At 47.7% G+C, this 22,424-nt stretch carries 24 protein-coding genes; 7 read left to right on the top strand and 17 right to left on the bottom strand.

Annotated features, from left to right (window positions below; genetic code table 11):
* Positions 1-377: 377 nt before the first annotated feature.
* The 3 genes from BWK47_RS16205 to ahr form a co-directional block, all read right to left on the bottom strand.
* Positions 378-1,085, bottom strand: coding sequence for a choice-of-anchor R domain-containing protein (locus tag BWK47_RS16205; RefSeq protein ID WP_162329453.1), 708 nt, complete (start codon positions 1,083-1,085; stop codon positions 378-380).
* Between the two features lie 191 nt (positions 1,086-1,276).
* Entirely contained in the window at positions 1,277-2,479 is a 1,203-nt protein-coding gene (gene argG / locus BWK47_RS16200; RefSeq protein ID WP_162329452.1) for an argininosuccinate synthase, read from the bottom strand.
* 233 nt (positions 2,480-2,712) lie between these two features.
* Positions 2,713-3,723 carry an NADPH-dependent aldehyde reductase Ahr gene (gene ahr, locus BWK47_RS16195; RefSeq protein ID WP_162329451.1) on the bottom strand — a complete coding sequence of 337 codons (1,011 nt, stop codon included), beginning with the start codon at positions 3,721-3,723 and terminating at the stop codon, positions 2,713-2,715.
* A gap of 199 nt (positions 3,724-3,922) precedes the next feature.
* Here ahr and BWK47_RS16190 point away from each other — a divergent pair, with 199 nt between their 5' ends.
* Positions 3,923-4,438 carry a DUF1269 domain-containing protein gene (locus BWK47_RS16190; RefSeq protein ID WP_162329450.1) on the top strand — a complete coding sequence of 172 codons (516 nt, stop codon included), beginning with the start codon at positions 3,923-3,925 and terminating at the stop codon, positions 4,436-4,438.
* Positions 4,439-4,567: 129 nt separating this feature from the next.
* Positions 4,568-5,344, top strand: a complete 777-nt coding sequence (locus tag BWK47_RS16185; protein WP_010874318.1) for an ABC transporter permease — start codon at positions 4,568-4,570, stop codon at positions 5,342-5,344.
* Between the two features lie 7 nt (positions 5,345-5,351).
* On the opposite strand, the gene BWK47_RS16180 is transcribed toward BWK47_RS16185, so the two are convergent.
* From BWK47_RS16180 to psbA, 10 genes are all read right to left on the bottom strand, one after another.
* The gene (locus BWK47_RS16180; RefSeq protein WP_237269698.1) at positions 5,352-6,293 is read right to left on the bottom strand and encodes a homocysteine S-methyltransferase family protein; all 942 of its coding nucleotides are present in this window, start codon (positions 6,291-6,293) and stop codon (positions 5,352-5,354) included.
* 35 nt (positions 6,294-6,328) lie between these two features.
* Positions 6,329-7,000: a PspA/IM30 family protein gene (locus BWK47_RS16175; RefSeq protein ID WP_162329448.1), complete on the bottom strand. Its 672-nt coding sequence runs from the start codon at positions 6,998-7,000 to the stop codon at positions 6,329-6,331.
* A 17-nt stretch (positions 7,001-7,017) separates the two neighbouring features.
* Positions 7,018-8,067 carry a hypothetical protein gene (locus BWK47_RS16170; RefSeq protein ID WP_162329447.1) on the bottom strand — a complete coding sequence of 350 codons (1,050 nt, stop codon included), beginning with the start codon at positions 8,065-8,067 and terminating at the stop codon, positions 7,018-7,020.
* Positions 8,068-8,243: 176 nt separating this feature from the next.
* On the bottom strand, positions 8,244-8,690 hold the full coding sequence (locus BWK47_RS16165; protein ID WP_010874314.1) for a DUF2214 family protein: 447 nt from the start codon (positions 8,688-8,690) through the stop codon (positions 8,244-8,246).
* Positions 8,691-8,750: 60 nt separating this feature from the next.
* Positions 8,751-9,287 carry a cytochrome b6-f complex iron-sulfur subunit gene (gene petC, locus BWK47_RS16160; RefSeq protein ID WP_162329446.1) on the bottom strand — a complete coding sequence of 179 codons (537 nt, stop codon included), beginning with the start codon at positions 9,285-9,287 and terminating at the stop codon, positions 8,751-8,753.
* A gap of 70 nt (positions 9,288-9,357) precedes the next feature.
* Complete coding sequence (locus tag BWK47_RS16155; RefSeq protein ID WP_020861878.1) at positions 9,358-9,552, bottom strand: YgaP family membrane protein; 195 nt, start codon at positions 9,550-9,552, stop codon at positions 9,358-9,360.
* Between the two features lie 187 nt (positions 9,553-9,739).
* Positions 9,740-10,231 carry a rhodanese-like domain-containing protein gene (locus tag BWK47_RS16150; protein WP_162329445.1) on the bottom strand — a complete coding sequence of 164 codons (492 nt, stop codon included), beginning with the start codon at positions 10,229-10,231 and terminating at the stop codon, positions 9,740-9,742.
* A 30-nt stretch (positions 10,232-10,261) separates the two neighbouring features.
* A complete protein-coding gene (locus tag BWK47_RS16145) occupies positions 10,262-10,846 on the bottom strand; it encodes an SAM-dependent methyltransferase (RefSeq protein ID WP_010874311.1) in 585 nt (194 codons plus the stop codon).
* A gap of 31 nt (positions 10,847-10,877) precedes the next feature.
* Positions 10,878-11,390 (bottom strand): methyltransferase family protein, encoded by a 513-nt coding sequence (locus tag BWK47_RS16140; protein WP_010874310.1) that lies wholly within the window; start codon positions 11,388-11,390, stop codon positions 10,878-10,880.
* Between the two features lie 138 nt (positions 11,391-11,528).
* Positions 11,529-12,611 carry a photosystem II q(b) protein gene (gene psbA / locus BWK47_RS16135; RefSeq protein ID WP_010874309.1) on the bottom strand — a complete coding sequence of 361 codons (1,083 nt, stop codon included), beginning with the start codon at positions 12,609-12,611 and terminating at the stop codon, positions 11,529-11,531.
* A 285-nt stretch (positions 12,612-12,896) separates the two neighbouring features.
* On the opposite strand from psbA, the gene BWK47_RS17305 reads away from it, so the two are divergent.
* From BWK47_RS17305 to prfA, 4 genes are all read left to right on the top strand, one after another.
* Entirely contained in the window at positions 12,897-13,019 is a 123-nt protein-coding gene (locus tag BWK47_RS17305; RefSeq protein WP_257793031.1) for a hypothetical protein, read from the top strand.
* A 49-nt stretch (positions 13,020-13,068) separates the two neighbouring features.
* Positions 13,069-13,896 (top strand): 5'/3'-nucleotidase SurE, encoded by an 828-nt coding sequence (surE, locus tag BWK47_RS16130; RefSeq protein ID WP_162329444.1) that lies wholly within the window; start codon positions 13,069-13,071, stop codon positions 13,894-13,896.
* 65 nt (positions 13,897-13,961) lie between these two features.
* On the top strand, positions 13,962-14,552 hold the full coding sequence (locus BWK47_RS16125) for a DUF3727 domain-containing protein (RefSeq protein WP_162329443.1): 591 nt from the start codon (positions 13,962-13,964) through the stop codon (positions 14,550-14,552).
* A 97-nt stretch (positions 14,553-14,649) separates the two neighbouring features.
* On the top strand, positions 14,650-15,747 hold the full coding sequence (prfA, locus tag BWK47_RS16120; RefSeq protein ID WP_010874306.1) for a peptide chain release factor 1: 1,098 nt from the start codon (positions 14,650-14,652) through the stop codon (positions 15,745-15,747).
* 35 nt (positions 15,748-15,782) lie between these two features.
* On the opposite strand, the gene BWK47_RS16115 is transcribed toward prfA, so the two are convergent.
* The 4 genes from BWK47_RS16115 to BWK47_RS16100 all read right to left on the bottom strand — a co-directional run bounded on the left by BWK47_RS16115 (position 15,783) and on the right by BWK47_RS16100 (position 19,805).
* Positions 15,783-16,946 carry an anhydro-N-acetylmuramic acid kinase gene (locus BWK47_RS16115; protein WP_162329442.1) on the bottom strand — a complete coding sequence of 388 codons (1,164 nt, stop codon included), beginning with the start codon at positions 16,944-16,946 and terminating at the stop codon, positions 15,783-15,785.
* Between the two features lie 85 nt (positions 16,947-17,031).
* Positions 17,032-17,487, bottom strand: coding sequence for an SH3 domain-containing protein (locus BWK47_RS16110; protein WP_237269697.1), 456 nt, complete (start codon positions 17,485-17,487; stop codon positions 17,032-17,034).
* Positions 17,488-17,608: 121 nt separating this feature from the next.
* A complete protein-coding gene (locus BWK47_RS16105; protein ID WP_162329440.1) occupies positions 17,609-18,457 on the bottom strand; it encodes a TIGR03943 family putative permease subunit in 849 nt (282 codons plus the stop codon).
* A 28-nt stretch (positions 18,458-18,485) separates the two neighbouring features.
* Complete coding sequence (locus BWK47_RS16100) at positions 18,486-19,805, bottom strand: glucose-1-phosphate adenylyltransferase (RefSeq protein ID WP_336234885.1); 1,320 nt, start codon at positions 19,803-19,805, stop codon at positions 18,486-18,488.
* 330 nt (positions 19,806-20,135) lie between these two features.
* On the opposite strand from BWK47_RS16100, the gene htpG reads away from it, so the two are divergent.
* Entirely contained in the window at positions 20,136-22,112 is a 1,977-nt protein-coding gene (gene htpG / locus BWK47_RS16095) for a molecular chaperone HtpG (protein WP_162329438.1), read from the top strand.
* The last annotated feature ends 312 nt before the right edge of the window (positions 22,113-22,424 follow it).

Below are 22,424 nucleotides of genomic sequence, written 5' to 3'. Positions count from 1 at the left end.
AAATCGCGAAACATTGGCGTCGTAGGTACCGTTGAAGGTGGTCACTTCGTAGTTAGTGCCGCCCACGTTAGCGATAACAACGGCTTCCGCAGGAGCAGAAAAAGCCAGGGACAGGGCCGCCAGACTAAGGGAGCCAAGAAGTGCGGAACAGGGAGAGGCAAGAAAGTTCTTCAATTTGTTACTTGTTGAGTTAGATTGCCAAAGGATAGCTCGGGGAGGTCGAAAAATTCTATTGAGTCCAAACAGTAAGCTAAATTCCCTAAATTTTCAAGCTGGAATCAATATTTCATAACCGTATTTTACTGGATGGCAACCTCTAATAAAAAAGGCTCCACTGGGGTGGAACCTAGGATAGTAATAAATTATGAGTAAATTGGTTATTTTTCGGCGATAAATTCAGCAATTTTGGCTTGATTCCGTTTTTTCTTCCACCACAGACCACCAGCCATAAATAGGGTGGCACCCACTACAGGCAGAGCATCGCTTTCAAAGGGAACCGGGGTGGCATTAATTTGGAATGCGTTCACAGGACCAACATTACTGTAGCTATTACCCCCATCAGCACTAAATCTGCTGCCGGAAAAAGTAGCAATTCCTGTAGGAGTAATACCAGGGAAATCCCCCTTCCACAAAACGCTGTTACTTTCTTGACCTGTCGCTACTAACCAATACTTTGTTTCGGCGGCGAAGGTAAATGGCGAAATAGGTGTAAAGGTGTAGTTGTTGGTAAAAGAAGTCTCAAAGGGGGGAGGGACAAACTCAACCAAGGTATTTATTCCTGGATCAGAACCACCAACATCATCACGAATTGCTAACGTTAATCGGCTGGCACTATAAAGTTCAAGTCGGAGTACAACACTATCCAGATCGTAATCCATGCCCGAAGGTAAAGTAAAAGAGATTGCTTGTATTCGCCGATTTTCATGGCTTGACCGACGAAGGCTAGTCGCTCCCGAATTATTGCCTTGGTTTAGATTGCCGAGCAGCACAACAGCTTCGGCTGGGGTAGAAAAAGCCAGGGATAGGGCCGCTAGGCTAAGGGTACCAACCGGCCCATTAGCGGCATTAGTAAAAGTAGTTTTCATTACTTGTGATCGTTTTGAATTGACAAATAAAGAACCGGCAAGACATTGGGTAAATTGTCCTACCGACCGAAGTATAAACAAAACCTCCCAAATTTGCCAAATTAAGTCAGCGAATTCCTAAAATCGCCGAGTTGGAGAAATGGGAGGCTAGGGACGGTCAGAAGTAATGTTAACTAGCGGAACGGCTATATTTAGCCCCGCATTTTCTGGGCCCAAACTTTGGTGGGTAAGCCCCAAATATAGATAAAGCCTTCGGCCGCTTTATGGTCGAATTGGTCTTCCATACCGTAGGTGGCCAATTCCGCATCATAGATGGAGTAATCGGATTTACGACCGGCAACGTTGGCATTGCCCTTGAAGAATTTCACCCGCACCATGCCCGTAACCCGTTCTTGGGTTTTGAGAATAAAAGCATCTAGGGCTTCTTTGAGGGGGCTGTACCATAATCCCCGGTAAATTAGCTGGCTATAAATTTCTTCAACGGTATTCTTATAGTGGGTAACATCGGCGGTTTGGGTCAAACTTTCCAGATCCCGGTGGGCATCAATTAAAACTAGCAAAGCCGGAGCTTCGTAAATCTCGCGGGATTTAATCCCCACCACCCGGTTCTCCACCATGTCCAAACGACCTACCCCGTGGTTCCCCGCAATTTCGTTCAGTCGTTCCACCAGGGTAACGGGGTCTAGCATCACCCCATTCAAACTAACGGGAATACCTTTTTCAAAGCCGATGTCCACATATTCCGGTTCATCTGGGGTGTCGACGATCGCCTTGGTCATCAGATAAATTTCTTCCGTGGGTTCGGTCATGGGGTCTTCCAGAGGCCCCGCTTCAATGCTACGGCCGAGAATGTTGCGGTCAATGCTGTAGGGAGAAGACTTTTTCACGGGGGATTCCACACCATACCGTTCCCCGTAGGCGATGGTTTCTTCCCGGCTCATTTTCCATTCCCGGGCTGGGGCCAGCACCTTCAAATTGGGGTTTAGGGCCATAATGCTGATATCGAACCGCACTTGGTCATTGCCCTTACCAGTACAACCATGGGCCACCGCATCGGCACCGTATTTTTCCGCCGCTTCCACCAGCATTTTGGCAATTAAGGGCCGGGCTAGGGCTGTGGAGAGGGGATAACGGTTTTCGTAGAGGGCATTGGCCTGGATAGAACGAAAAGCATACTCCTTAACAAATTCCTCCTTGCCGTCAATAACCAAGGACTCCACTGCTCCACAGCGCAGGGCTTTTTCCTGAATCGGCCCCAGTTCATCCCCCTGGCCTAAGTCCGCCGCGAGGGTAATAACTTCCTCTACGCCCCATTCGTGCATTAAATAGGGAATACAAACTGATGTATCTACCCCACCGGAATAGGCGAGAACGACTTTTTTGGCGCGACCCATACTGCTTTTACCTGAAGAACTGGTTCAATGTGCCATTCTAGCAGTAATGTCTTGGTCAGAATTGTTTGTTTTAACACTGCTGAAATCCTTTCCCTCGTTTATCTGCCAGGGGTTTTGCCTAGCCTATTGAATATCACACCCCAGCAAATGTTAAGCTTTCCATATAGAGCGTATCAAAACTGAGGTCGACTCCGTTTGACCATTCCACGGACCGAGAAGCAACCTTTGCCGGGCTAATTTTTACCATGGCTGAGCACCACTCGGTAATGGGCTTTGCCGTTTTCTAGATGGGCGATCGCCTCGTTGATCTGGTCAAAACTGAATTCCTCCACCACGGGCTTAATGTTATGACGCACAGCAAAGTCCAACATGGTGGCAATGGTGGCGGGACTACCCACCGGGGAAGCGGCGATGGACCGTTGCCCCATTAAAAGCGGAAAAAGGCTTAAATCTAAAGGCTCCAACACCACCCCAACAAAGTGGAAATGGCCCTGGGGCGCAAGGGTGCTGATGTATAAATTCCAGTCTAACTTCAGGTTCACAGTGGAAATAATGTAGTCAAATTTCCCTTCCGCACTGGCGATCGCCTCTGGATTGGTGGAATCGAGTATGTGGTGAGCCCCCAACTCCAACGCTTCCGTTTGTTTCCTGGCACTGGAGGTAAAGGCAGTGACCTCACAGCCCCAGGCCCGCAAAAATTGCACTGCTAAATGACCCAATCCACCAATGCCGATCACTGCCACCTTGGCAGTGGGTTTTAAACCAAATTCCACCATGGGGCTAAACACTGTAATGCCGCCACAAAAAAGTGGCCCCGCACTGGCTAAGTCAATATCTTTAGGTAATTTCACCACGCTTACTCCCTTGGCCCGAACCCGATCGCCAAAGCCACCGTAGTGGCCCACAATGGTCGATTCCGCCGTGGCACAAAGGTTGTGGTAGCCAGATAAACAACTATGGCAGGTCATGCAGTAGCCCGCATGCCAACCCAGCCCCACTAAATCCCCCACCTCAACATGGTTCACCCCTTCGCCCATGGCAGCCACAGTACCCACCACCTCATGACCCGGCACTAGGGGGTAATTGGAAATGCCCCATTCGTTATTAATCATGGACAAATCACTGTGGCACACCCCACAATACCGCACCTCAATCTCCACCTCATTAGCACCCAGGGCACCGGGGTCGTATTCAAAGGGTTGGAGTTTTCCGTTGGCTTCCAGGGCAGCGTAGGCTTTAATCATGGGTAATAGAGTTTATTAGTTTTATCCAGATGGGATCTAACGGAGGTGTGGAGGTTGGGGCGTCACCGAATAACCCAAATTGTAATGGATTGACCAGCCATGGAGCCAATGTTGTATTGACGGTTACCCCAACTTTCAAGATTGAACCCAACTGCTACCATGGAGCCTAGTAATCACCAATTATTTTCAGTAAAGTTTTATGAGTGACTTAATTGTTATCGGCTACGATGATGAATACAAGGCAGAGGAAGTACGCCTTGCCCTGGCCAAGCTACAAGTAGAGCATTTGATCGAAATGGAAGATGCCGCCGTTGTGGTCAAAGACGAAAAGGGCAAAGTCAAGCTCAAGCAAGCCATTAATCTCACCAGTTCCGGCGCCGTTAGTGGCGGCTTTTGGGGTTTATTGATCGGTATTTTATTTTTCAATCCCTTGTTGGGAGCTGCGGTGGGAGCTGCCAGTGGTGCCTTGGCCGGTGCCCTCAGTGACATTGGTGTAGATGACAATTTTATGCGGGAACTGGGGGAAACCATGTGCCCCGGTAGTTCGGCCCTATTTGTCCTAGTCAAAAAAGTTACCCCCGATAAGGTTTTGGCCGATGTGAGCAAATACGGCGGTAAAGTGCTGAGAACTTCCCTTTCCCAGGATGAGGAGTCTCAGCTACAGGCAGTGCTCGATCACCATGGTTTATTGGATGGCGTCCCAGCGGCGGAATAGGTCTGGTTTATGCCAGCGCTTTGAGAATAGAAGTTTTGCCATGACCCATCTTGTTCGAGCTCGGTGGGTTTTTTATTATTTAATTGATCGTTAGGATCATTGCGATTTAAGTGGATTGACTGAAAAATTATGGTCAATATTTTCAGAATTTGGGCGATCGCCGCCAATGGTTTTCGGGAAGTTATTCGGGACCGAATTCTTTATGTGATCGGATTTTTTGCCATTTTAATGGCCCTAGCCCTGCGGATCCTGCCAGAAATTTCTGTTGGGGCGGATGGCAAAATTTTCCTCGACCTCGGTTTAGCGGCCACTTCCCTGTTGGGGGCGATCGTGGCGATTTTTGTCGGTACAGGTTTGATTAACAAAGAAATTGATAAGCGCACGGTGTTGGTGCTCATTCCCAAGCCCCTCAGCCGCAGTGAGTTTATTATCGGCAAACATCTGGGATTATCGGGGGTGCTGACTGCCATGTTGGTGATTATGACCAGCATTTACTTGGTCATGTTGGCCTGGGCCAAAATCCCCTTTTCCCCCACTGCCATTCTCATTTCCCAAGCTTTTCTGTTATTAGAATTAGCAGTTCTCACGGCGATCGCCATTTTATTCGGGGTATTCACCAGTTCAATTTTGGCCACCCTGCTCAGTTTTGGGGTGTATTTTATGGGGCATATCAGTCGTGATTTGCTTAAATTGGGGGAAATTACCAAAAATGCCAACATCGAAACCCTGACCAAATATCTCTACCTGGTATTGCCTAACCTGGAGAGATTTAACCTGAAAAATGAGGCGGTGTATGGAATTCTGCCCGCCAGCGGTGAACTTTGGGCGAACCTTCTCTATGGCATTCTCTACATCGTGCTGATGCTGACCCTGGCAAATCTGATTTTTGCCCGCAGACAGTTCTAGACGTTTTTTAAATCTTCGAGATTTTTTCGTCAAAAACCTTGGCAATTTCTCTGATATGCCGGAGATCAGAACCACAACAGGCCCCAAAAACATTGGCTGAAGGGACTTTTTGTTTCAGCGTCCAATAGGAGTGGGCCAATTCCACCGGGTTACCAATGTCGAGAAAATTTGCTTGATCTAACTGGGCATGACTACGACGGGAAGGATTACAGCGAAAACCCCCCAAGCGACTCAGCCAAGCTTCTTCTCTGATTACGGCACGGAAGTGGTCGGGATGGGCGCAATTAACCATAAAGTATGCCGCTCCCTGATTGGTAGCTTCATCAACAATGGCGATCGCCTCCGACAGAGCAGTCCCCGTCGGCAAGCGACCGTCCGTTTCCACTGTGAAAGAAATGGAGACGGGTAAGGAAAATTCTTGGCTAGCCCGGACAATACCGATCGCCTCATTAACGCTAGTCAGGGTAAATGCTCCCAATAGATCGACTCCGGCCTCCGCTAACCAGCTAATTTGTTGCCGGTGATAAGCTTGGGCTGCCTCCGCATTGCTGAAATGTTCGCCACCATAGGCATCTCCACAGGGACCAATCAAACCATTAATTAGCAAGGGCTGGATCTCGTTAACATAAGCTTGTTTTAGTGCCCTGGCAAATTCCACCGCTCGAAAATTAGCCTGCCGAATTTCTTCCAGGCTCACCCCCAACTCTTCCGCAAAAAATGGTTGAGCCCGCCAAGTGGGTGCGTCGATCAAAAAGCCAAATTGCTTTTCTTTGGCCAAATCTAAGAAACCACGGAAGTAGTTCTTTAACGCTTCCCGTCCCAGGGGATCGGACAGTAGGGTATGGGCAGCAAAGGCAGGGAGATCAAAACCTCGGTTGAAGATCATTTCCGTTTCCAGGCCACCGTCCAAGAGAAAAATTTGCTCACATTGGTGGGGAAGATTGGTCATTTTGGCAGCTAATTTATCGTTAGCAATTATGGTTTTTACGAGGAAGGGGGAGGGAGAGAGCGTCGAGCTTTCATGGCCGCAAGGGTTGCTTCCACCGCCTGTTGTTCCTCCCACTGCTCAAATTTTTTATCTAGCGGGGATGGGGGAGAGTTGAGCAATTCCCGTTCCGCTTCCAACTCCAGGATTTTGGTTTCAATTCTCTCAAATAAACTACTGGCACTGGCATTGTCCAAATTGCCCGCAATCTCTTCAATTTTTTGGGCGGCGATCGCCGATTTTAAGCGGGCGAGGTAAAGACTTTTCTGACTTTTCAGCTCCAGATATTTGCGCTCCAGCTTTTGTAATTGTCCCCGCACCTGTTCCACCAGGGCCCGTTGTTCCCCGAGGGATTTACCTAGGGCTTCCGTATGACTCTGATAGGACTGTCTTTGCCCAAGGGCCTCCCTAGCCAATTGCTCATTACCTCTATCCAGGGCAGCCTGGGCCTTTTCGTACCAGCGTTGGGCAATTAATTGCTGAGCATCTCTCTGTCGTTCCGTACTTTTAAAAGTAGCAATGGTTTGGGCCAAGGCCCGCCGCAATTCGATCAGCTCCAACTCCATCTCGCCCAATAGACGTTCGAGGAGATCCTCCGGCGCTTCCTGTTGCTGTTGCCAATGGGTTAACTGGGATTTCAACACCCGTCCAACCCGATTAAAAAGTTCCATGACAAAGAGGGCCAACCCTAATAGGGAGCCTGGTTAAGGCTTTCCAATTCCTGCACTAACTGTTGGGTGGCGGGGTTAGTTTCCCGCTCACTAGCGCTTCCTCCCTGATTATAAGTTCTTGTCACTTGATGAAAGTTTTTTTGATTGGGAGATTGACTACTGGCAACGGCACTGGGGGCAGATCCACTGGGCAACTGTTGATACATTTGCGACTCCACAGTGGCTCCACCGGCAGAGGAGGAACTAGGGGCAGCACTAACCTGATTACCGTAATCGGCCCTGGCCACTGGCGGTGGGGAAACAATCCCATTACCAATGCCCGTATTTATCGGCGGCGGAGGGGGAGGGGGTAAAGGGGGTAAAGGAGGGGTGGGGGCCTGACGGATAGGTTGAATGGCAATGGTGGGCAATGGCTGCCCTGAAGGCACGGATTGGGGAGGGGTAATGGCACCGGGAACGGCGGCTGTGTAACCAGGATCATTTAAATAGGGGCTGTAGCCGGCCATGGGCACTGGCTGGGCCTGGGGAACCATTGCGGCGGGAGGGTTACTGGGCACATTCTGACTGGCGATCGCCTGGGGAGCAGAAGGAGCCGTAGGTTGAGGATCTCGTACCACAGCCATTTCGCTGAGCTTTTGTAGATTGAGTCCAGGGCCAGCATCCGCCACTGGAGGTAAGCCAGGAGGAATGGGGGGCAAACCGTCAAAATGGGCGATCGCCATCGTCGGTCCCGGCGATCGAGCCGTCAAACCATAAATTGTTAACAGTCCATTGGCCGCCACCAACATCAACAACCCCGCCAAACTCCAAGGGGTAAATAAACGGGTAAGAACTTCTTCCGCAGGATGGGTGCCCTGTACCTCTTCTTGGGGGACTGGGCGGTCAATAAAATTAAACTCAAAACTTCCTGTTGCTTCCAGGGGCGGCTCTAGGGCGGCCAAGCTAGACTCCCCTGGGTCATAGCTCACCCTAGGGCCAGTTTCCTCCTCGGCCATTAGCTCTGCTTGAATGTAGTCAGACTCACTGGCAGCGAAAGAGGATTTATCAAGGGCGGAGTAGTCAGTCATGGCGAGGCCACCAAGCAACGGCGGTTTATTCAGGTTAGGGCAAAGTCAAACAAGCTTAGAACTATGGAGGTGTGAGTCTGAGCGATATTCTAGCCCAGGGATGGTCCCAATTGGCATCCCCAACAACGACCAGGAGTTAATTGACCTAGTTCCTAGGTATGATTCACCCTTGACTGCTATAAACCTCTAGCCAGCAGAGCGGCAGTGAAGGGAATTAGGGCCAATCCAACCAGTTCTCCCCGAATCAACCACCGCAATACAGACACTTTGCCTTCCTCCAGCACGGGTGCCTGGCGATCGCGCAGGGCTTTAATCCACATTAAAAACGAGAAAGTGGGATAGAGGGAAAGTAACCCCACCACGATGAATAGTCCCACTTTGGCAAAGAAAATATGATGACTCAGGTAATAATCAGTGCCTTTGCCAAAATACATCACCCGCAAAATTCCCGTAACCAAGACGGCTGTGGCGGACAGCCCATAAACGGCATCGGCAATGACCAATCGCCAGGACTCCTCCAGATTGGGGTCTTTTTTCAGGGTCAGGGCCTCCGTAACCAATGCCCCAAAGGCAACCATAAAACTGAGATAATGAATATACGCAACGGTGGCACTAATCCACATAAGTTAACAAGACCAAAATAGTTTAGCTTTTGAAGATTGTTGGCCAAAAATTGAAAATTATCAAACCCACCAGGGTTTCTCTCCTGTGCGGGGATCCAAGTCTGTCCAAGGGGAAATGAAAATTTGATCATCTACCACGGCCACCTGCACTATTTTCAAGGGCAGAGGTGCAGGACCCCGGGCCACAGAGCCGTCGGGATGGTAGCGCGAACCATGGCAGGGACATTGAAATTCTTGGTCATTACCATTCCAAGGAAAAGTACAACCCAGGTGGGTACAACTATCGACAATGCCGATGCTGTCGAGGCTACCGTCCTCTTTAACAATCAAATAGGTGGGATCACCAGCCAAACCAGCCACTAAAGCCCTGGTGCCGGGAGCTTCCGTCAAAATTTGGGAAGCAGGGATGGGGTTACCCAAAACATCCTTGGCAATAATGCCTCCTCCGGCTCCACCTTTTTCAGCCGGGGGCACAAAGAATTTCCCCATGGCGTAGGCTCCTGCACTGGCGGTGACAGCAACGGTGGTGCCAGCTAAAAAGTTGAGTAATTGACGACGGGAATAGGAAGGGGGGGCGATCGCCTGTGTGTTATCCATGATTAAATTAGTGCTAAATAGGGTGAGAAAAGAACAAAACAATGTGAGCAGTAACAGTCAAAATACGGATCTATTTGGTGCTAATGCCGAGCAATTTATACAGCCCACAAAAGCCAAAAGTAGCGGAAAATAGCATCAATCCGCCTCCGGCAGTAAGTCCAAGTCCTAGGCTAGTGCCGGAGTAGAAAAAAAGACCAAGATAGAGCAGAGCTGAAGCAATAACTAAGCGAATCAAACGATCAATGGAACCCATGTTAGTAGCCATGATTATAATCTCCGTATGGGGGATGGAAAAATTTCTTCCTAAGATTAATTGAAATCCTTATGCAATTAAGTAAAGGACAAAATATTGAAACTATTCTTCTTGTCTTTACTTTTTTATTATAACAATAAATTTTTGTTAAGGGGGCAATTTAACTATGCACAAAGGAAGATTTCATCGGATTCATTAATCAAGCTTTGGCAATTGCTTCCCCTGCCGCTTGCCAGCCAGTAAAACTAGGAGAAAATGCCAGAACATTTTCGTAGCCTAAAAGAGTTAAAGCCATCACCGCCATGGCGGAACGGTAGCCAGTGGAACAGTAAACAATAACCTTTCTGTCTGGGGGAATCTGTGCCAGATTATGGCTTAAAGCCCGCAAGGGAATATTGATTGCTCCGGGAATATGTCCAGCTTGATATTCCTTAACTTCCCTCACATCCACTAAGGTGGTTTTTGCATCATCTAATTGTTTTTTCAGGGCTGCCGGTGTACGAATAGGATAATAATTGGCAGGGATAGAATCTAAAAAGCTATCGATCGCCAAATCCATTGTCTGAGTCTGGGGATTGAGCTCTGAATTCAGCAAGGGAGGAGAACCTGCCGCCAGGGTAGGCGGGGAAAAAAACATTAAGCAAAGAGAAAAAACGAGAACAGTAAGGTAGCGGAAAACAATTGATGCCATGGAAATGGAATAATTAAATTCGATTGTGGTTTACTTTTGTCCCAATAGCTGAATCAGGGCGGCTTTCCCTTGATGGTAAGCTCCCTCATCTAAATTTCGTTCCAAATTGTTGGCAATTAGCCAATTCAAACTCGGCAATTCACTCTGCAACGTTTCCAACTTAGGCAATAGATCTAAATCCTTTGGGCCACCGGTGTTGTATTGTAATTGTTCTGGAGCAAAACCTTCTAAAATAAACACTCCACCAGGTTTTAAGCCTTGATAAACTTTGGGATAAAGTTGTTGTCTTAAACTAGAAGGTAAATGGCAAAAAATGGAAACAATGCCTTCCCAGGCATCCGCGACAATGTCAAAATCGGCTAAATTACTCTGGACGGTGGTAATTTTTACACCTTTTTCCTGGGCTAATTGTTTTGCTTTGGCTAAACCGACCGAAGATTGATCCACCGCGGTCACTTCATAACCCAAACTTGCTAAAAAACAAGCATTACGACCTTCTCCTTCTGCTAAACAAAGAATTTTTCCCTGGGGAATTTGATTGGCCACACTGACCAAAAAATCATTCGGTTCTGTACCGTAAACATATTCTGACTGGCTAAATCTTTCATCCCACATAGTTTTTTCCCATATTTTTCTTCATATTCCTTTAATAAAGCCAAGGAATCAGCTTTTTCACCTGGTCTCGATAATTGCCATAGTCGTTAAATTTATCTTGGAGCCAAATTTCTTCCCGATTAGCTTTGAGATTAAAAAATATAAATAACACCACTGCTCCGATTAAATGGGTCAAACTCCATTGCCAAAAGCCATAGGCGATCGCCAGAAAAACCACGCCGCCGTAGAGGGGATGACGGACCATGCTGTAAATACCAGTGGTGACCAATTGACTATCCTTTTTAGGATGGGGCAAGGGAGTCAGATTTTCCCCTAAATGCAGACCCCCTCCAATCAGCAAAACTGCCGCAATCATGCCAAAAAACAGAGTACCAGCCCACGCAATCCACTGATTTTGTTCAGCTAGTAACTGTAAATTAGTAGGAGTATAAACCGGTAACAGTACAAATCCAACGGAGAGAATTGTTTGCCCAAGCACCCAATATTCCCCTTTTTTGCCTTGCCACCAATCAGTGGAAAAACCCCAGTCCCTAAATTGATTCATTACATTTCACCCTAGAAATAGACTTAAACTTTACTGGCTTAACTTTAAGCTTGAACCATAAAAGGCACCCCATTGCGAGAGTGCCCTTGATTAACCAAATGAAACGAAGTCCAACCGAAAGCAGTTATGGCAATGGCACTAGCCTTCAATGGCGGGGGCGTTCAGGGCCACCATTTGGGCATCACCGGAAGCTAAATCCAAGGGGAAATTGTGAACGTTGCGTTCGTGCATCACCTCAAAACCAATGTTGGCACGGTTAATCACATCGGCCCAGGTGCTCACGGGACGGCCTTGGGCATCCAGAATGGATTGGTTGAAGTTAAAACCGTTGAGGTTGAAAGCGAAACAACAGACTGCCAAAGCGGCAAACCAGATGCCTACCACTGGCCAAGCTCCCAGAAAGAAGTGGAGAGCCCGACTATTGTTAAAGGAAGCATATTGGAAAATTAAGCGACCAAAGTAACCGTGGGCAGCAACGATGTTGTAGGTTTCTTCCTCTTGACCAAATTTGTAACCTTGATTTTGGGATTCAACTTCTGTAGTTTCTCGAATTAAGGAAGAAGTAACCAAGGAACCGTGCATAGCGGCAAACAAAGCCCCACCAAACACCCCAGCTACCCCTAACATGTGGAAAGGATGCATCAGTACGTTATGTTCCGCTTGCAGCACCAACATGAAGTTAAAAGTGCCACTGATGCCTAGGGGTAAACCATCGGAGAAAGAGCCTTGACCAATGGAATAGATCAACAAAGTAGCAGTGGCAGCGGCGACGGGGGCGCTATAGGCAACACAGATCCAAGGACGCATTCCTAGACGGTAAGACAATTCCCATTGACGACCGAGATAACAAAAAATCCCAATTAAAAAGTGAAAAACAATCAATTGGTAAGGGCCACCATTGTAAAGCCATTCATCGAGGCTATGGGCTTCCCAAATGGGGTAAAAGTGCAAGCCAATGGCATTGGAACTGGGCACTACGGCGGCAGTGATGATATTGTTACCGTACAGTAAAGAACCAGCAATGGGCTCCCGAATGCCATCAATATCCACCGGGGGAGCGGCGATGAAAGCGATAATAAAACAGGTGGTAGCGGTTAACAAAGTGGGGATCATCAACACCCCAAACCAGCCGATGTAAAGGCGATTAGAAGTGCTAGTAATCCAACAACAGAACCGTGACCACAGGCTTTGTTCCTGTAATCCTAATTGGGTAGTAGTCATAGCGAATAATTACGAAGTAAGATTTTGGGTTTAAGCTTGGATTTGATTTTTGCTTGTTATTTTGGTGATAAACTATCATCTAAATCCAACTCAACCAGATAGATAAAGGGGGATTAATAATGCGAGATAATTATTGGCATTGATTAACTTCCCTTGAATTTCAGATTAATAATATTTCTTTAAAAAAACAAGATGGTTTCTCAGATTGCAGTTGGTTTCCAAAGGTAAAAAAAAGATTTTAATAGAAAAAAATAAATCATTAAAAAATAAAATTTTTTCTTGTAAATGCCAGATCAAGCCATTTTTCCCCGATCGCCCCATTGGCCAAAGGAACAAAATACTTCCTGGTTGTGGCCCCATGGAGCCCAGGAGTTACCTGGTAAGAATCAGAGTTTAAGCGGGACATAGCCTGATATCGTTAAGGCTGGCAGGCACAATCTCGATTCTTTGGTGTCCTATGACCCCATCCCCGGTCCTCAATCTCCTCGTCAGTAACGATGACGGCATTTTTTCCCAAGGGGTACGTACCTTGGCCAACACCCTAGCCGCCGCAGGCCATGAAGTCACAGTGGTCTGTCCTGACCGGGAAAGATCCGCCACCGGCCATGGTCTGACTCTCCATCGACCCATTCGAGCTGGCATTGTGGAGGATGTTTTTGATCCCCGCATCAAGGCTTGGTCCTGTTCCGGTACCCCCGCTGACTGTGTGAAGTTTGCCCTCCATGCGGTGATGCCCCGTTATCCGGATTTTGTCCTTTCCGGAGTTAACCACGGTGCTAACCTCGGCACTGATGTTTTATATTCCGGTACAGTTTCCGCTGCCATGGAAGGGTTGATCGAGGGCATTCCTAGCATTGCTTTGAGTTTGGTCAGTTTTACAGCCACCGATTTTCAGCCCGCGGCTGACTTTGCCAATTGCTTTGTCCAGCATCTCTGGCGATCGCCATTGACGGAACCGACCTTATTTAGCATCAATATTCCAGCGGTACCAGCGGAGCAGATTGCCGGAGTTAGACTCACCCGCCAGGGACTGCAACGCTATAGCGAAACCTTTGAAGAAAGGTATGATCCCCGGGGAAAACGCTACTACTGGCTAGCGGGGGAAAGGGTAAAAGAAATTCCCCAACCAGACTATCTCCGTCTCAACCGCCGCATTCCCACTGATGTCCAGGCTAGCCAAGATAACTTCATCACCATTACCCCATTGCAATATAATCTTACGGATATCAACGGAGTTAACATTATTGAAAAAACTAATTGGCTAGATCATCTAAACTTTGATTGAGTTCTCTTCTTAAATATCTGCTTCTTCCGTGATACTCTTAATACTCAATAACATTATTAAGTTATATGTCTGCTTATCTGTTTAATCAAGAAAATGAACCGGATGAAAGCGATAGCATAACGCTCTACGATGAAGCGGGGCGGCCTTTAGATTGCTACGTGGAAAATTCCCTTGAAAAAAACGACGTACAGTACTTACTATTAACACCTGTAGACATCCCAGTAGTAATTATTGTTTGGGATGATAATGAGGACGACGACGAGGGAGTAATACTACTTGACGATGAAGAGGAAATTAGTCGGATCTTTGCCGATGCTAAAGCTGTGCTAGCAGAATTAGATTTGTCATTGAAGTACACTGCCTACACCCTCACTGTCAGCGGTGAACTGCCCCCCATTGAAGACGAAGATATTCTTACACTAGAAATAGAAGGAAAGGATCCTGATGGAAAAGCTCAAGAAGAAGAGCTACAACTTTTAACGAGCTTTTACCATGAAGAGGAACAGTACAATATTTATACTCCCTGGGAGCGTGTTTTGTTTCTAGCTAGAGTTGCCAGTGACACAGAAGTCGAATTGGTAGATCCTGACGATGACGACTTGAAGTCTATCTTGGAAGAGTTGATTGAAGAGCTTCTGTTCGAGGATGACGATTAACCATTTTCGTTGTCTTTTCGCCTATGCAAGGGGAAAAAGCAAGGGGGTCTTGGGGGAGTTAGAATAGAAGACTGAGCATTTTGACCCAAGGCAGACCATGGCGGAAACGTACCTCTTAGACAAACTAGCTTCTGTGGAGCAAACCTATCAGGAATTGACTAGGATGCTAGCGGATCCGGACATTGCCACTAACCCCGACGAGTTGCAACGGGTGGCCAAAGCCCGCTCGTCCTTGGAAGAAACCGTTGATACCTACGAGACTTGGAAAAGAAGCCAGGAAGATTTAAAAGGGGCCCGACAAATTGTCAAAGAATCTGGCAATGACCCAGAAATGCGGGAAATGGCCCAGTTGGAAGTGGAAGAGTTGGAAAATGCCATTGGGGAGTTGGAAAAACGTCTCACTATCCTCCTTCTGCCCAAGGACCCCAACGATGAGAAAAATATTATGTTGGAAATCCGCGCCGGCACCGGGGGAGATGAGGCTAGTATCTGGGCTGGAGATTTAGTCCGTATGTACACCAGGTATGCCGAAAGTCAGGGTTGGAAAGTGAGTCTGCTGAGTGAGTCCTTAGCGGATATGGGAGGCTTTAAGGAAGCCATTCTGGAAGTTAAAGGGGACCGGGTTTACAGCCAGTTGAAATTTGAAGCAGGGGTGCATCGGGTGCAACGGGTGCCGGTGACGGAGGCTGGGGGTCGGGTACACACCTCCACAGCTACGGTGGCCATCATGCCGGAAGTGGATGACGTGGAAGTAAAAATTGATCCCAAAGACATTGAAATGAGTACAGCTCGCTCCGGTGGAGCCGGTGGACAGAACGTTAACAAGGTGGAAACGGCGGTGGATCTGTTCCATAAACCCACAGGTATTCGGATTTTTTGCACCGAAGAACGTTCCCAACTGCAAAACCGTGAACGGGCGATGCAAATTCTCCGGGCCAAGCTCTATGACATGATGCTCCAAGAACAAAATGATGCCATCAGTTCCAATCGGCGATCGCAGGTGGGTACGGGTTCCCGTTCGGAGAAAATCCGCACCTATAACTACAAAGATAATCGAGTTACCGACCACCGCTTGGGACGCAACTTTGATTTAAACACGGCTCTGGAAGGGGAAATTCACACCATCATCGAGTCTTGCATTTCCCAGGATCAACAGGAGAGACTGGCGGAATTGGCGGAAGCTACCAACAATTAATCAAAGATCAAAGTGAAGTAGTTCTTTGGAACTATTTAACTACCAACTGGGACAAGGTGAATATTCCCCAACAGACAATCTTGGCTAGCACCGGTGACTAGGGGGACATTACCTGGAAATTGCTCCTGGAAACGCCAATAGGCTAATACGGCAAAGGCGATCGCCTCTTTGAAATCGCTGTTCAGACCAACATCGTCGGTGCGCTGAATTTTTGTGTTGGAGCCTAAGTGATATTGGAGCCGCTCCCTCAGATAGAGGTTATGGGCACCACCGCCACACAGTAACAGGCGATCGGGCAGTTGGGGCAAAAATCTTTGATATTCAGTCACCACAGAGCGGGCTGTAAATTCCGTTAGAGTAGCCAAAAAATCGGTTTCATTCAAGTCATGGCGCTGGGCTTCTATCCAACAGTTGTCGAGGTACAACGCCCCAAACAATTCCCGCCCGGTGGATTTAGGCGGATGTTGTTGGAAAAAGGGTTCTTGTAACCATTGGTCTACCAATTCCTGGCAGGGCTCACCCTGGGCCGCCCATTGTCCCCCCTGATCATAGGTTTTTTCTCCCCGGGTAAATTTTTGCACTGCCAGGTCAACTAGGACGTTGGCGGGCCCCGTATCCCAGCCACAAATTTTTTCCTGCCAATTTATCTGACTGCGGGGGGGGAGATAGGTCACATTACCAATGCCACCTAAATTCTGCACACAGCGGTGTTCATCTTGATGGCTCAACAGGCAAACATCAATTTTAGAAACCAATGGTGCCCCCTGGCCCCCTGCGGCAATGTCCGCCGCCCGAAAATTACTCACCGTGGTAATGCCTGTCAAATTGGCGATCGCCTCTCCCCGGCCCAACTGCCAACTGTAACCGAGGGAAAAGGCTTTCTCTGGATTGGGGGGACGGTGGAAAATAGTTTGGCCATGGGAACCAATGAGATCCGCTGGGGGCAAAGATTGTTGAATTTGCTGGGCCGCCTGGGCAAATTCCTTGGCAATACTGTCATCCAAAAAGGCGATCGCCTCCGGACTGACGGGAGTTCCTGCACACAAAGCTAAAATCTCCTGGCGCAATGCATCAGGGTAAGGGTAGGTTTCCCCCCGCAACAAATCAACCTTGAGGTCTAATCCAGACCCACTAATGTCGACTAAACAGGCATCAATGCCATCCACGGAAGTGCCACTAATTAAACCAATGCAATACAATGTCCTGCCCCTAAATGTTTGGATGGTCGGAATTAATCAAATTTTCTTCTATTTTTCTTTGCCCGGGTTTCTGCTCCGAGAATAGCTATGGTGTTGGGAGTTTTTCCAGATTGCCCGATCTTACCCATCCTTCTGTGCCTCCAGACAGCCTCAACTTAGACCATTCCCCCTGGGTTGCCAGCACCACCACTTCGTCATTGTAGTTGATCGTAGCAAGGGAATCAGACTCCCGATCTGGCCCGGTACGAACATTCAAGCCTCCATTCCAAATTACCTTGGCTTTATAGGCCCCAGAGGGAAGTTCCTCTGTGGGGGAAGGGGAAGGACTCGGTGACGGTGATGCTTGGGGCGATTCTGTCCCTGTGGGGGAAGGCTGGTCATCTTGGGGCTGACTTTGTTCTTCGGGAAATAATGGCTTTTCCGGGTTAGCCGCAAAACGATTAAAAACCAGATAACCGGCCAGGGAAATTCCCCCCACAAACAAGGTTACCCCCAAAATAAAGCCGATGAAAAACTGTAACAGCCCAGACAAACCTTTCATACTGGTCAACACATTTACGTAACAATGCTGAGTTATCTTAGCGAATCGCTAATCGTTTCTGACGTAATTCCCGCTTTCGTATCGATGGATTCGGAACAGATTAGGTTCCTTTGTCAATGGCTCAATCGGCGTAACTATAAGGATCCGCCGGAGTTGGTACCACTTCCACCGACTGAGCTTCCACCACAACCTGACGCTTTTCTGCCCCTTGTCTGCCCTGATCCGTTGAGCTGGGTAAGGTTGCGGCCACCATTTGTCCTTGGATGGTTAGCCAAGTATCGGGGGGATACTGACTACGGGAACCTTCTAAACGGACCGTCAAAGCCACAGGATAAGCGTCCACTGCACAGCAAGTCAGAATGAAGCGGCTAATGAGGAGGTAGTTATCTGGCAAGTATTCAGGGTGAACGACAAAGCCAGTTACATCAACCTTTTGGCCGGCGTAAACGTCAGGCTCTGGATAGGCGCTGATGGTGCGGACCCAGTCCACTAGGGTGCGATCCTCCGGCTTAATCTGGGAGGCAAAGCTGGATATCTGGGTTTGGGTGGGGGGCAAAGTCATACTAATGCCCCGTTGGATGGCCAATTGACTGCTGAAAACGGACGGAGTAATAAAAAGCCCCATCACAGCGGTAACTAACAACAGGGCAGTGCCCAGTCCTAGGGGTAAAACCGTTACGTGGGTCACACTGTCTTGGTTACCATTGCCACTGCGGCGGGCTCTCTTTAACCAACGTCTGCCAGTTTGAAACAATCGCAGGCCGCCCAAAAACAATAGGACGAACCCTGTCACTGTCACCAACCCAAAATAGTTGGGATGAATGAGTAAACCCAATTCCCCAGAAAAGGAGTACTTGAGCATCAAAATCCCCCAGGCAAGAATGCCCAGGCCGTCCAATTGGTCCAGGACAGACCGGAGGGGGGCAAACTTTTGGCTCAGGGATTTTACTGCTTTAACGGGAGCGGTCATGGCTATGGTGCGAGGAAAGAAACTGGCCCTAGATTACCGTGCCGTCGGCAATCGTGACATTTTTAATCACTACTACGATGCCATTGCGGATGTAAAAACCTAACTCTTCCCGGTTAGCTTCCTGGACATTTTCCTTGTTGACAATCATGACGTTTTTGCCGATGCGGGCATTTTTGTCGATGATGGCTCGGCGGATAGTGGTGCCGGAACCTATGCCAGCGGCAATTTCCCCCCGGGCTTTGAGGGCTTCTCGTTCTGATGAAGATTCGTAGAAATCATTGCCCATCACCAAAGTATCCTCAATGGTGCAATCAGATTCAATGCGACTGCGAATGCCTAAAACTGAGTGGTGGATGCGACATTGCTTAATCATGCAACCTTCCCCGATCATGGATTCCGTCACGGTGGAATTCAACATTTTGGTGGGGGGAAGATAACGACCCCTGGTATAGATGGGGGCTTTTTCGTTATAAAAACTAAAGTCGGGACTGGGTTGTTTGGTCAGGGCTAAATTAGCCTCATAGAAGGCTTCAATGGTACCAATGTCTTCCCAATAGTCATCAAAGAGATAGGCTTGCAGATTATGATCACTGGCTGAATCAGGAATGATTTCTTTGCCAAAGTCCGTTGCCCCTTCATATTTTTCCAGGAGGTTGTGCAATACTTCCTTCTTGAAAACGTAAATGCCCATGGAGGCAATGTAAGGATTAAGCTTAGCCTTCTCCGCACTTAGGCCCAAAACGCTGGTGTCCACCTGCATGGCCCGGAGGGCTTCCCCCTGGGGCTTTTCAGAAAAGTCAGTAATTCTGCCCTGGGCGTCGATTTTCATTAAGCCCAGCTCGGGTGCCTTTCTGTCATCCACGGGCACAACGGAAAGGGTTATGTCGGCATTGGTTTCCCGGTGTCTTTTAACAAATTGGGCGTAATCCATGCGGTAGAGATGGTCGCCGGACAGAATAAGATATTCATCTACGTCCCATTCCCTAAACAACCAGAGGTATTGCCGTACCGCATCAGCAGTGCCCTGAAACCAATCGGGATTATCTTTGGTTTGTTGGGCGGCGAGGACTTCCACAAATCCTTCTTGGAAGCCGGAAAAATTATAGGCCCGGCTGATGTGACGGTTAAGGGAGGCGGAATTAAACTGGGTAAGGACGTAAATCTTAACGATTTCTGAGTTGATGCAATTACTGACGGGAATATCGATGAGGCGATACTTTCCGGCCAAGGGAACTGCGGGTTTGGCTCTGAGTTTGGTTAAAGGATAGAGGCGGGTCCCGGCCCCACCGCCCAGGATAATCGCTAAGACACGTTTCACAAGCAGACCTCTCGATTGCCAACAACACACTTCGAAGTCAAGTTTAGAACCGAGGGGGACATCTGGAAAGGGAATCTGGACGGAAATTCCGGCTAACTAGCGGGTTTTAATGCCCCAAGCAAGAATGGCGATCGCCGTTGGGATTCGGAGCTGAGTTGTCAGATCACTGTGGGGGTACGGATAACCGAAATGGCAAAGGTCGGAAACTGCCGCTGAGTAAACTGTCCCTGGCTTCGTATGATGATGGGGTTACCCCCATTGCTGGGGCGCTGGGCAAATCTGGGGAGCTGACTAGGTTCCTGGAAGTTTTGCTAATCCACCAAATTTCCTAACAATCCTAAACATTAAATCTAAAGACCTATGGCAGTACTCGAAAAAGGCAATATCACAATCCATACCGAGAATATTTTCCCGATTATTAAAAAGTCTCTCTACACTGACCATGAAATCTTTTTAAGGGAATTAATTTCCAACGCCGTTGATGCCATTAGTAAACGGAAAATGGCTGCTTTTGCCAGCGACGGCTCTGGAGAAGTGCCCGATCCCCAAATTACACTGGTAGTGGATAAGGTGAATAAAACCCTTTCTATTACCGATAACGGCATTGGCATGACCGCCGATGAAGTGAAAAAGTACATCAACCAAGTGGCTTTCTCTAGTGCGGAGGAGTTCATTGAAAAGTTCCAAAAGTCTGCCAATGATTTGATTGGTCACTTTGGTTTGGGTTTCTATTCCGCTTTCATGGTGTCCCAAAAAGTGGAAATTGACACCCTTTCTTACCAAGAGGGGGCCCAGGCGGTGCATTGGAGTTGCGACGGTTCACCGGAATTTGAACTGACGGATTCCGATCGTCAGCAGGTAGGAACCACAGTCACCCTAACTTTGCTGGACGATGAACAGGAATATTTGGAGACTGGTCGCATCCGGCAATTGGTGAAAACCTATTCTGACTTTATGGCAGTGCCCATCCGCTTTGAAGGGGAAACGCTAAATAAACAGCGGGCCATCTGGAAGGAATCACCTCAAAATTTAACCAAAGAAGATTACCTGGAGTTTTACCGCTATCTTTATCCTTTCCAGGAAGATCCCCTGCTGTGGGTGCATTTAAACACCGATTATCCCTTCTTGCTCAATGGTATTCTCTATTTTCCCAAATTACGCCCCGATGTGGATGTGTCCAAAGGGCAAATTAAACTTTTCTGCAATCAAGTTTTTGTCAGTGACCATTGCGAAGAAGTCATTCCCGAATTTTTGATGCCGCTCCGGGGGGTAATTGATAGTCCCGATATTCCCCTCAACGTTTCCCGCAGTGCCCTCACTAATCACCGCACTGTGCGTCGCATTGCCGATTACATTGCCAAAAAAGTTGGCGATCGCCTTAAATCTTTGTACGACGAAAATCCGGCAGAATATCTCAAATGTTGGGAAGACATTGGTACCTTTGTCAAATTTGGTTCCCTGCGGGAAGATAAATTCAAACAACAAGTAGAAGATTTATTGCTCTACCGCACCACCTATAAAGCCACAGCAGAAAGTACGGAACCAAAGGTAGAAGTTCTGACCGAAGATGGTGATGCCTGGGCTGAAACTAACCAGAGTGACGGGGTTAATCCCTACGAAAAAGAAGGTTACACCAGCCTGAAACGTTATTTGGAACGCAATAAAGAACGCCACGAAAATCGAGTTTTTTATTGCACCGATCAAGCTACCCAAGCCACCTATGTGGAACTATATAAAAACCAGGGTATTGAAGTCCTATTTATGGATTCTTTCATTGACACTAATTACTTCATTCCTTTCCTAGAAAAAGAATACAGTGACGTCAAATTTTCCCGGGTAGACTCAGAACTGGATCAAAGTTTGATTGAAGAGGATAAAGCCAGCGACATTGTGGACCCCGCCACCAACAAATCCCGCAGTGAGCAAATCAAAGAAATCTTTGAAAAGGCCCTCAATAATCCCAACATCAACATCAAAACCCAATCATTAAAATCCGACGATCCCCAATCTACCCCTCCAGCCATGGTACTTCTACCAGAAGCCATGCGACGCCTCCAGGAAATGACTGCCATGATGCAACAGCAGGCGATGGCTTTCCCGGAACAACACGTGTTAGCCATTAACACCAACCACCCCCTAATTCAAAACATTCTTTCCCTCAGCCAAGGCAGTATTGTCACTGGCAGTGGGGAATCTCCCTCAGCAGAATTAGCAAAATCCCTTTGTCAACATGTTTATGACTTGGCATTGATGGCCCAAAAAGGTTTTGATGCGGAGGGCATGAAAGGTTTCATTGAACGTTCTAATGCGGTATTAACCCGTTTGACCAAACAGTAAATTCTCCATCAAAACAGCATACTGTCAATAGGTTGTAGGGTAGAAGTCAGTTAATCCTATTTGCTACGGGGTTCTCTCTTCTACCTTTTTTAGTGCTCTACAGTTAATCAAACAGAAAGTGCTGAGATATGATCGGGTTAATGTTTAGTATCAGCGAAGATGTTCTTAATTTCCAACTGATCGCTCTTCTATTAGTGTAGGTGGAAAGGTAAAATAATTGGGGCAATAATAAGGTCTCCTAAAGCCATTACTGCCTTCTTCAATTTGTCAAATAAGCAATGGAAGTTTCTCAATAACTGAGGTGTATAAATC

Origin of the sequence: Synechocystis sp. CACIAM 05 (assembly GCF_010222815.1) — a bacterium.
In the GTDB taxonomy this organism is placed as follows: Bacteria; Cyanobacteriota; Cyanobacteriia; order Cyanobacteriales; family Microcystaceae; genus Synechocystis.
The sequence above is the reverse complement of the archived record's forward strand: the minus strand, read 5'-3'. Positions and strand labels throughout refer to the sequence as shown.

What these genes read in the sequence shown, in the direction of transcription:
- BWK47_RS16205 (WP_162329453.1), bottom strand. Translation starts at nt 1,085, where the DNA reads ATGAAAACTACTTTTACTAATGCCGCTAATGGGCCGGTTGGTACCCTT.
- argG (WP_162329452.1), bottom strand. Translation starts at nt 2,479, where the DNA reads ATGGGTCGCGCCAAAAAAGTCGTTCTCGCCTATTCCGGTGGGGTAGAT.
- ahr (WP_162329451.1), bottom strand. Translation starts at nt 3,723, where the DNA reads ATGATTAAAGCCTACGCTGCCCTGGAAGCCAACGGAAAACTCCAACCC.
- BWK47_RS16190 (WP_162329450.1), top strand. Translation starts at nt 3,923, where the DNA reads ATGAGTGACTTAATTGTTATCGGCTACGATGATGAATACAAGGCAGAG.
- BWK47_RS16185 (WP_010874318.1), top strand. Translation starts at nt 4,568, where the DNA reads ATGGTCAATATTTTCAGAATTTGGGCGATCGCCGCCAATGGTTTTCGG.
- BWK47_RS16180 (WP_237269698.1), bottom strand. Translation starts at nt 6,293, where the DNA reads ATGACCAATCTTCCCCACCAATGTGAGCAAATTTTTCTCTTGGACGGT.
- BWK47_RS16175 (WP_162329448.1), bottom strand. Translation starts at nt 7,000, where the DNA reads ATGGAACTTTTTAATCGGGTTGGACGGGTGTTGAAATCCCAGTTAACC.
- BWK47_RS16170 (WP_162329447.1), bottom strand. Translation starts at nt 8,067, where the DNA reads ATGACTGACTACTCCGCCCTTGATAAATCCTCTTTCGCTGCCAGTGAG.
- BWK47_RS16165 (WP_010874314.1), bottom strand. Translation starts at nt 8,690, where the DNA reads ATGTGGATTAGTGCCACCGTTGCGTATATTCATTATCTCAGTTTTATG.
- petC (WP_162329446.1), bottom strand. Translation starts at nt 9,287, where the DNA reads ATGGATAACACACAGGCGATCGCCCCCCCTTCCTATTCCCGTCGTCAA.
- BWK47_RS16155 (WP_020861878.1), bottom strand. Translation starts at nt 9,552, where the DNA reads ATGGCTACTAACATGGGTTCCATTGATCGTTTGATTCGCTTAGTTATT.
- BWK47_RS16150 (WP_162329445.1), bottom strand. Translation starts at nt 10,231, where the DNA reads ATGGCATCAATTGTTTTCCGCTACCTTACTGTTCTCGTTTTTTCTCTT.
- BWK47_RS16145 (WP_010874311.1), bottom strand. Translation starts at nt 10,846, where the DNA reads ATGTGGGATGAAAGATTTAGCCAGTCAGAATATGTTTACGGTACAGAA.
- BWK47_RS16140 (WP_010874310.1), bottom strand. Translation starts at nt 11,390, where the DNA reads ATGAATCAATTTAGGGACTGGGGTTTTTCCACTGATTGGTGGCAAGGC.
- psbA (WP_010874309.1), bottom strand. Translation starts at nt 12,611, where the DNA reads ATGACTACTACCCAATTAGGATTACAGGAACAAAGCCTGTGGTCACGG.
- BWK47_RS17305 (WP_257793031.1), top strand. Translation starts at nt 12,897, where the DNA reads ATGCCAGATCAAGCCATTTTTCCCCGATCGCCCCATTGGCCAAAGGAA.
- surE (WP_162329444.1), top strand. Translation starts at nt 13,069, where the DNA reads ATGACCCCATCCCCGGTCCTCAATCTCCTCGTCAGTAACGATGACGGC.
- BWK47_RS16125 (WP_162329443.1), top strand. Translation starts at nt 13,962, where the DNA reads ATGTCTGCTTATCTGTTTAATCAAGAAAATGAACCGGATGAAAGCGAT.
- prfA (WP_010874306.1), top strand. Translation starts at nt 14,650, where the DNA reads ATGGCGGAAACGTACCTCTTAGACAAACTAGCTTCTGTGGAGCAAACC.
- BWK47_RS16110 (WP_237269697.1), bottom strand. Translation starts at nt 17,487, where the DNA reads ATGAAAGGTTTGTCTGGGCTGTTACAGTTTTTCATCGGCTTTATTTTG.
- BWK47_RS16105 (WP_162329440.1), bottom strand. Translation starts at nt 18,457, where the DNA reads ATGACCGCTCCCGTTAAAGCAGTAAAATCCCTGAGCCAAAAGTTTGCC.
- htpG (WP_162329438.1), top strand. Translation starts at nt 20,136, where the DNA reads ATGGCAGTACTCGAAAAAGGCAATATCACAATCCATACCGAGAATATT.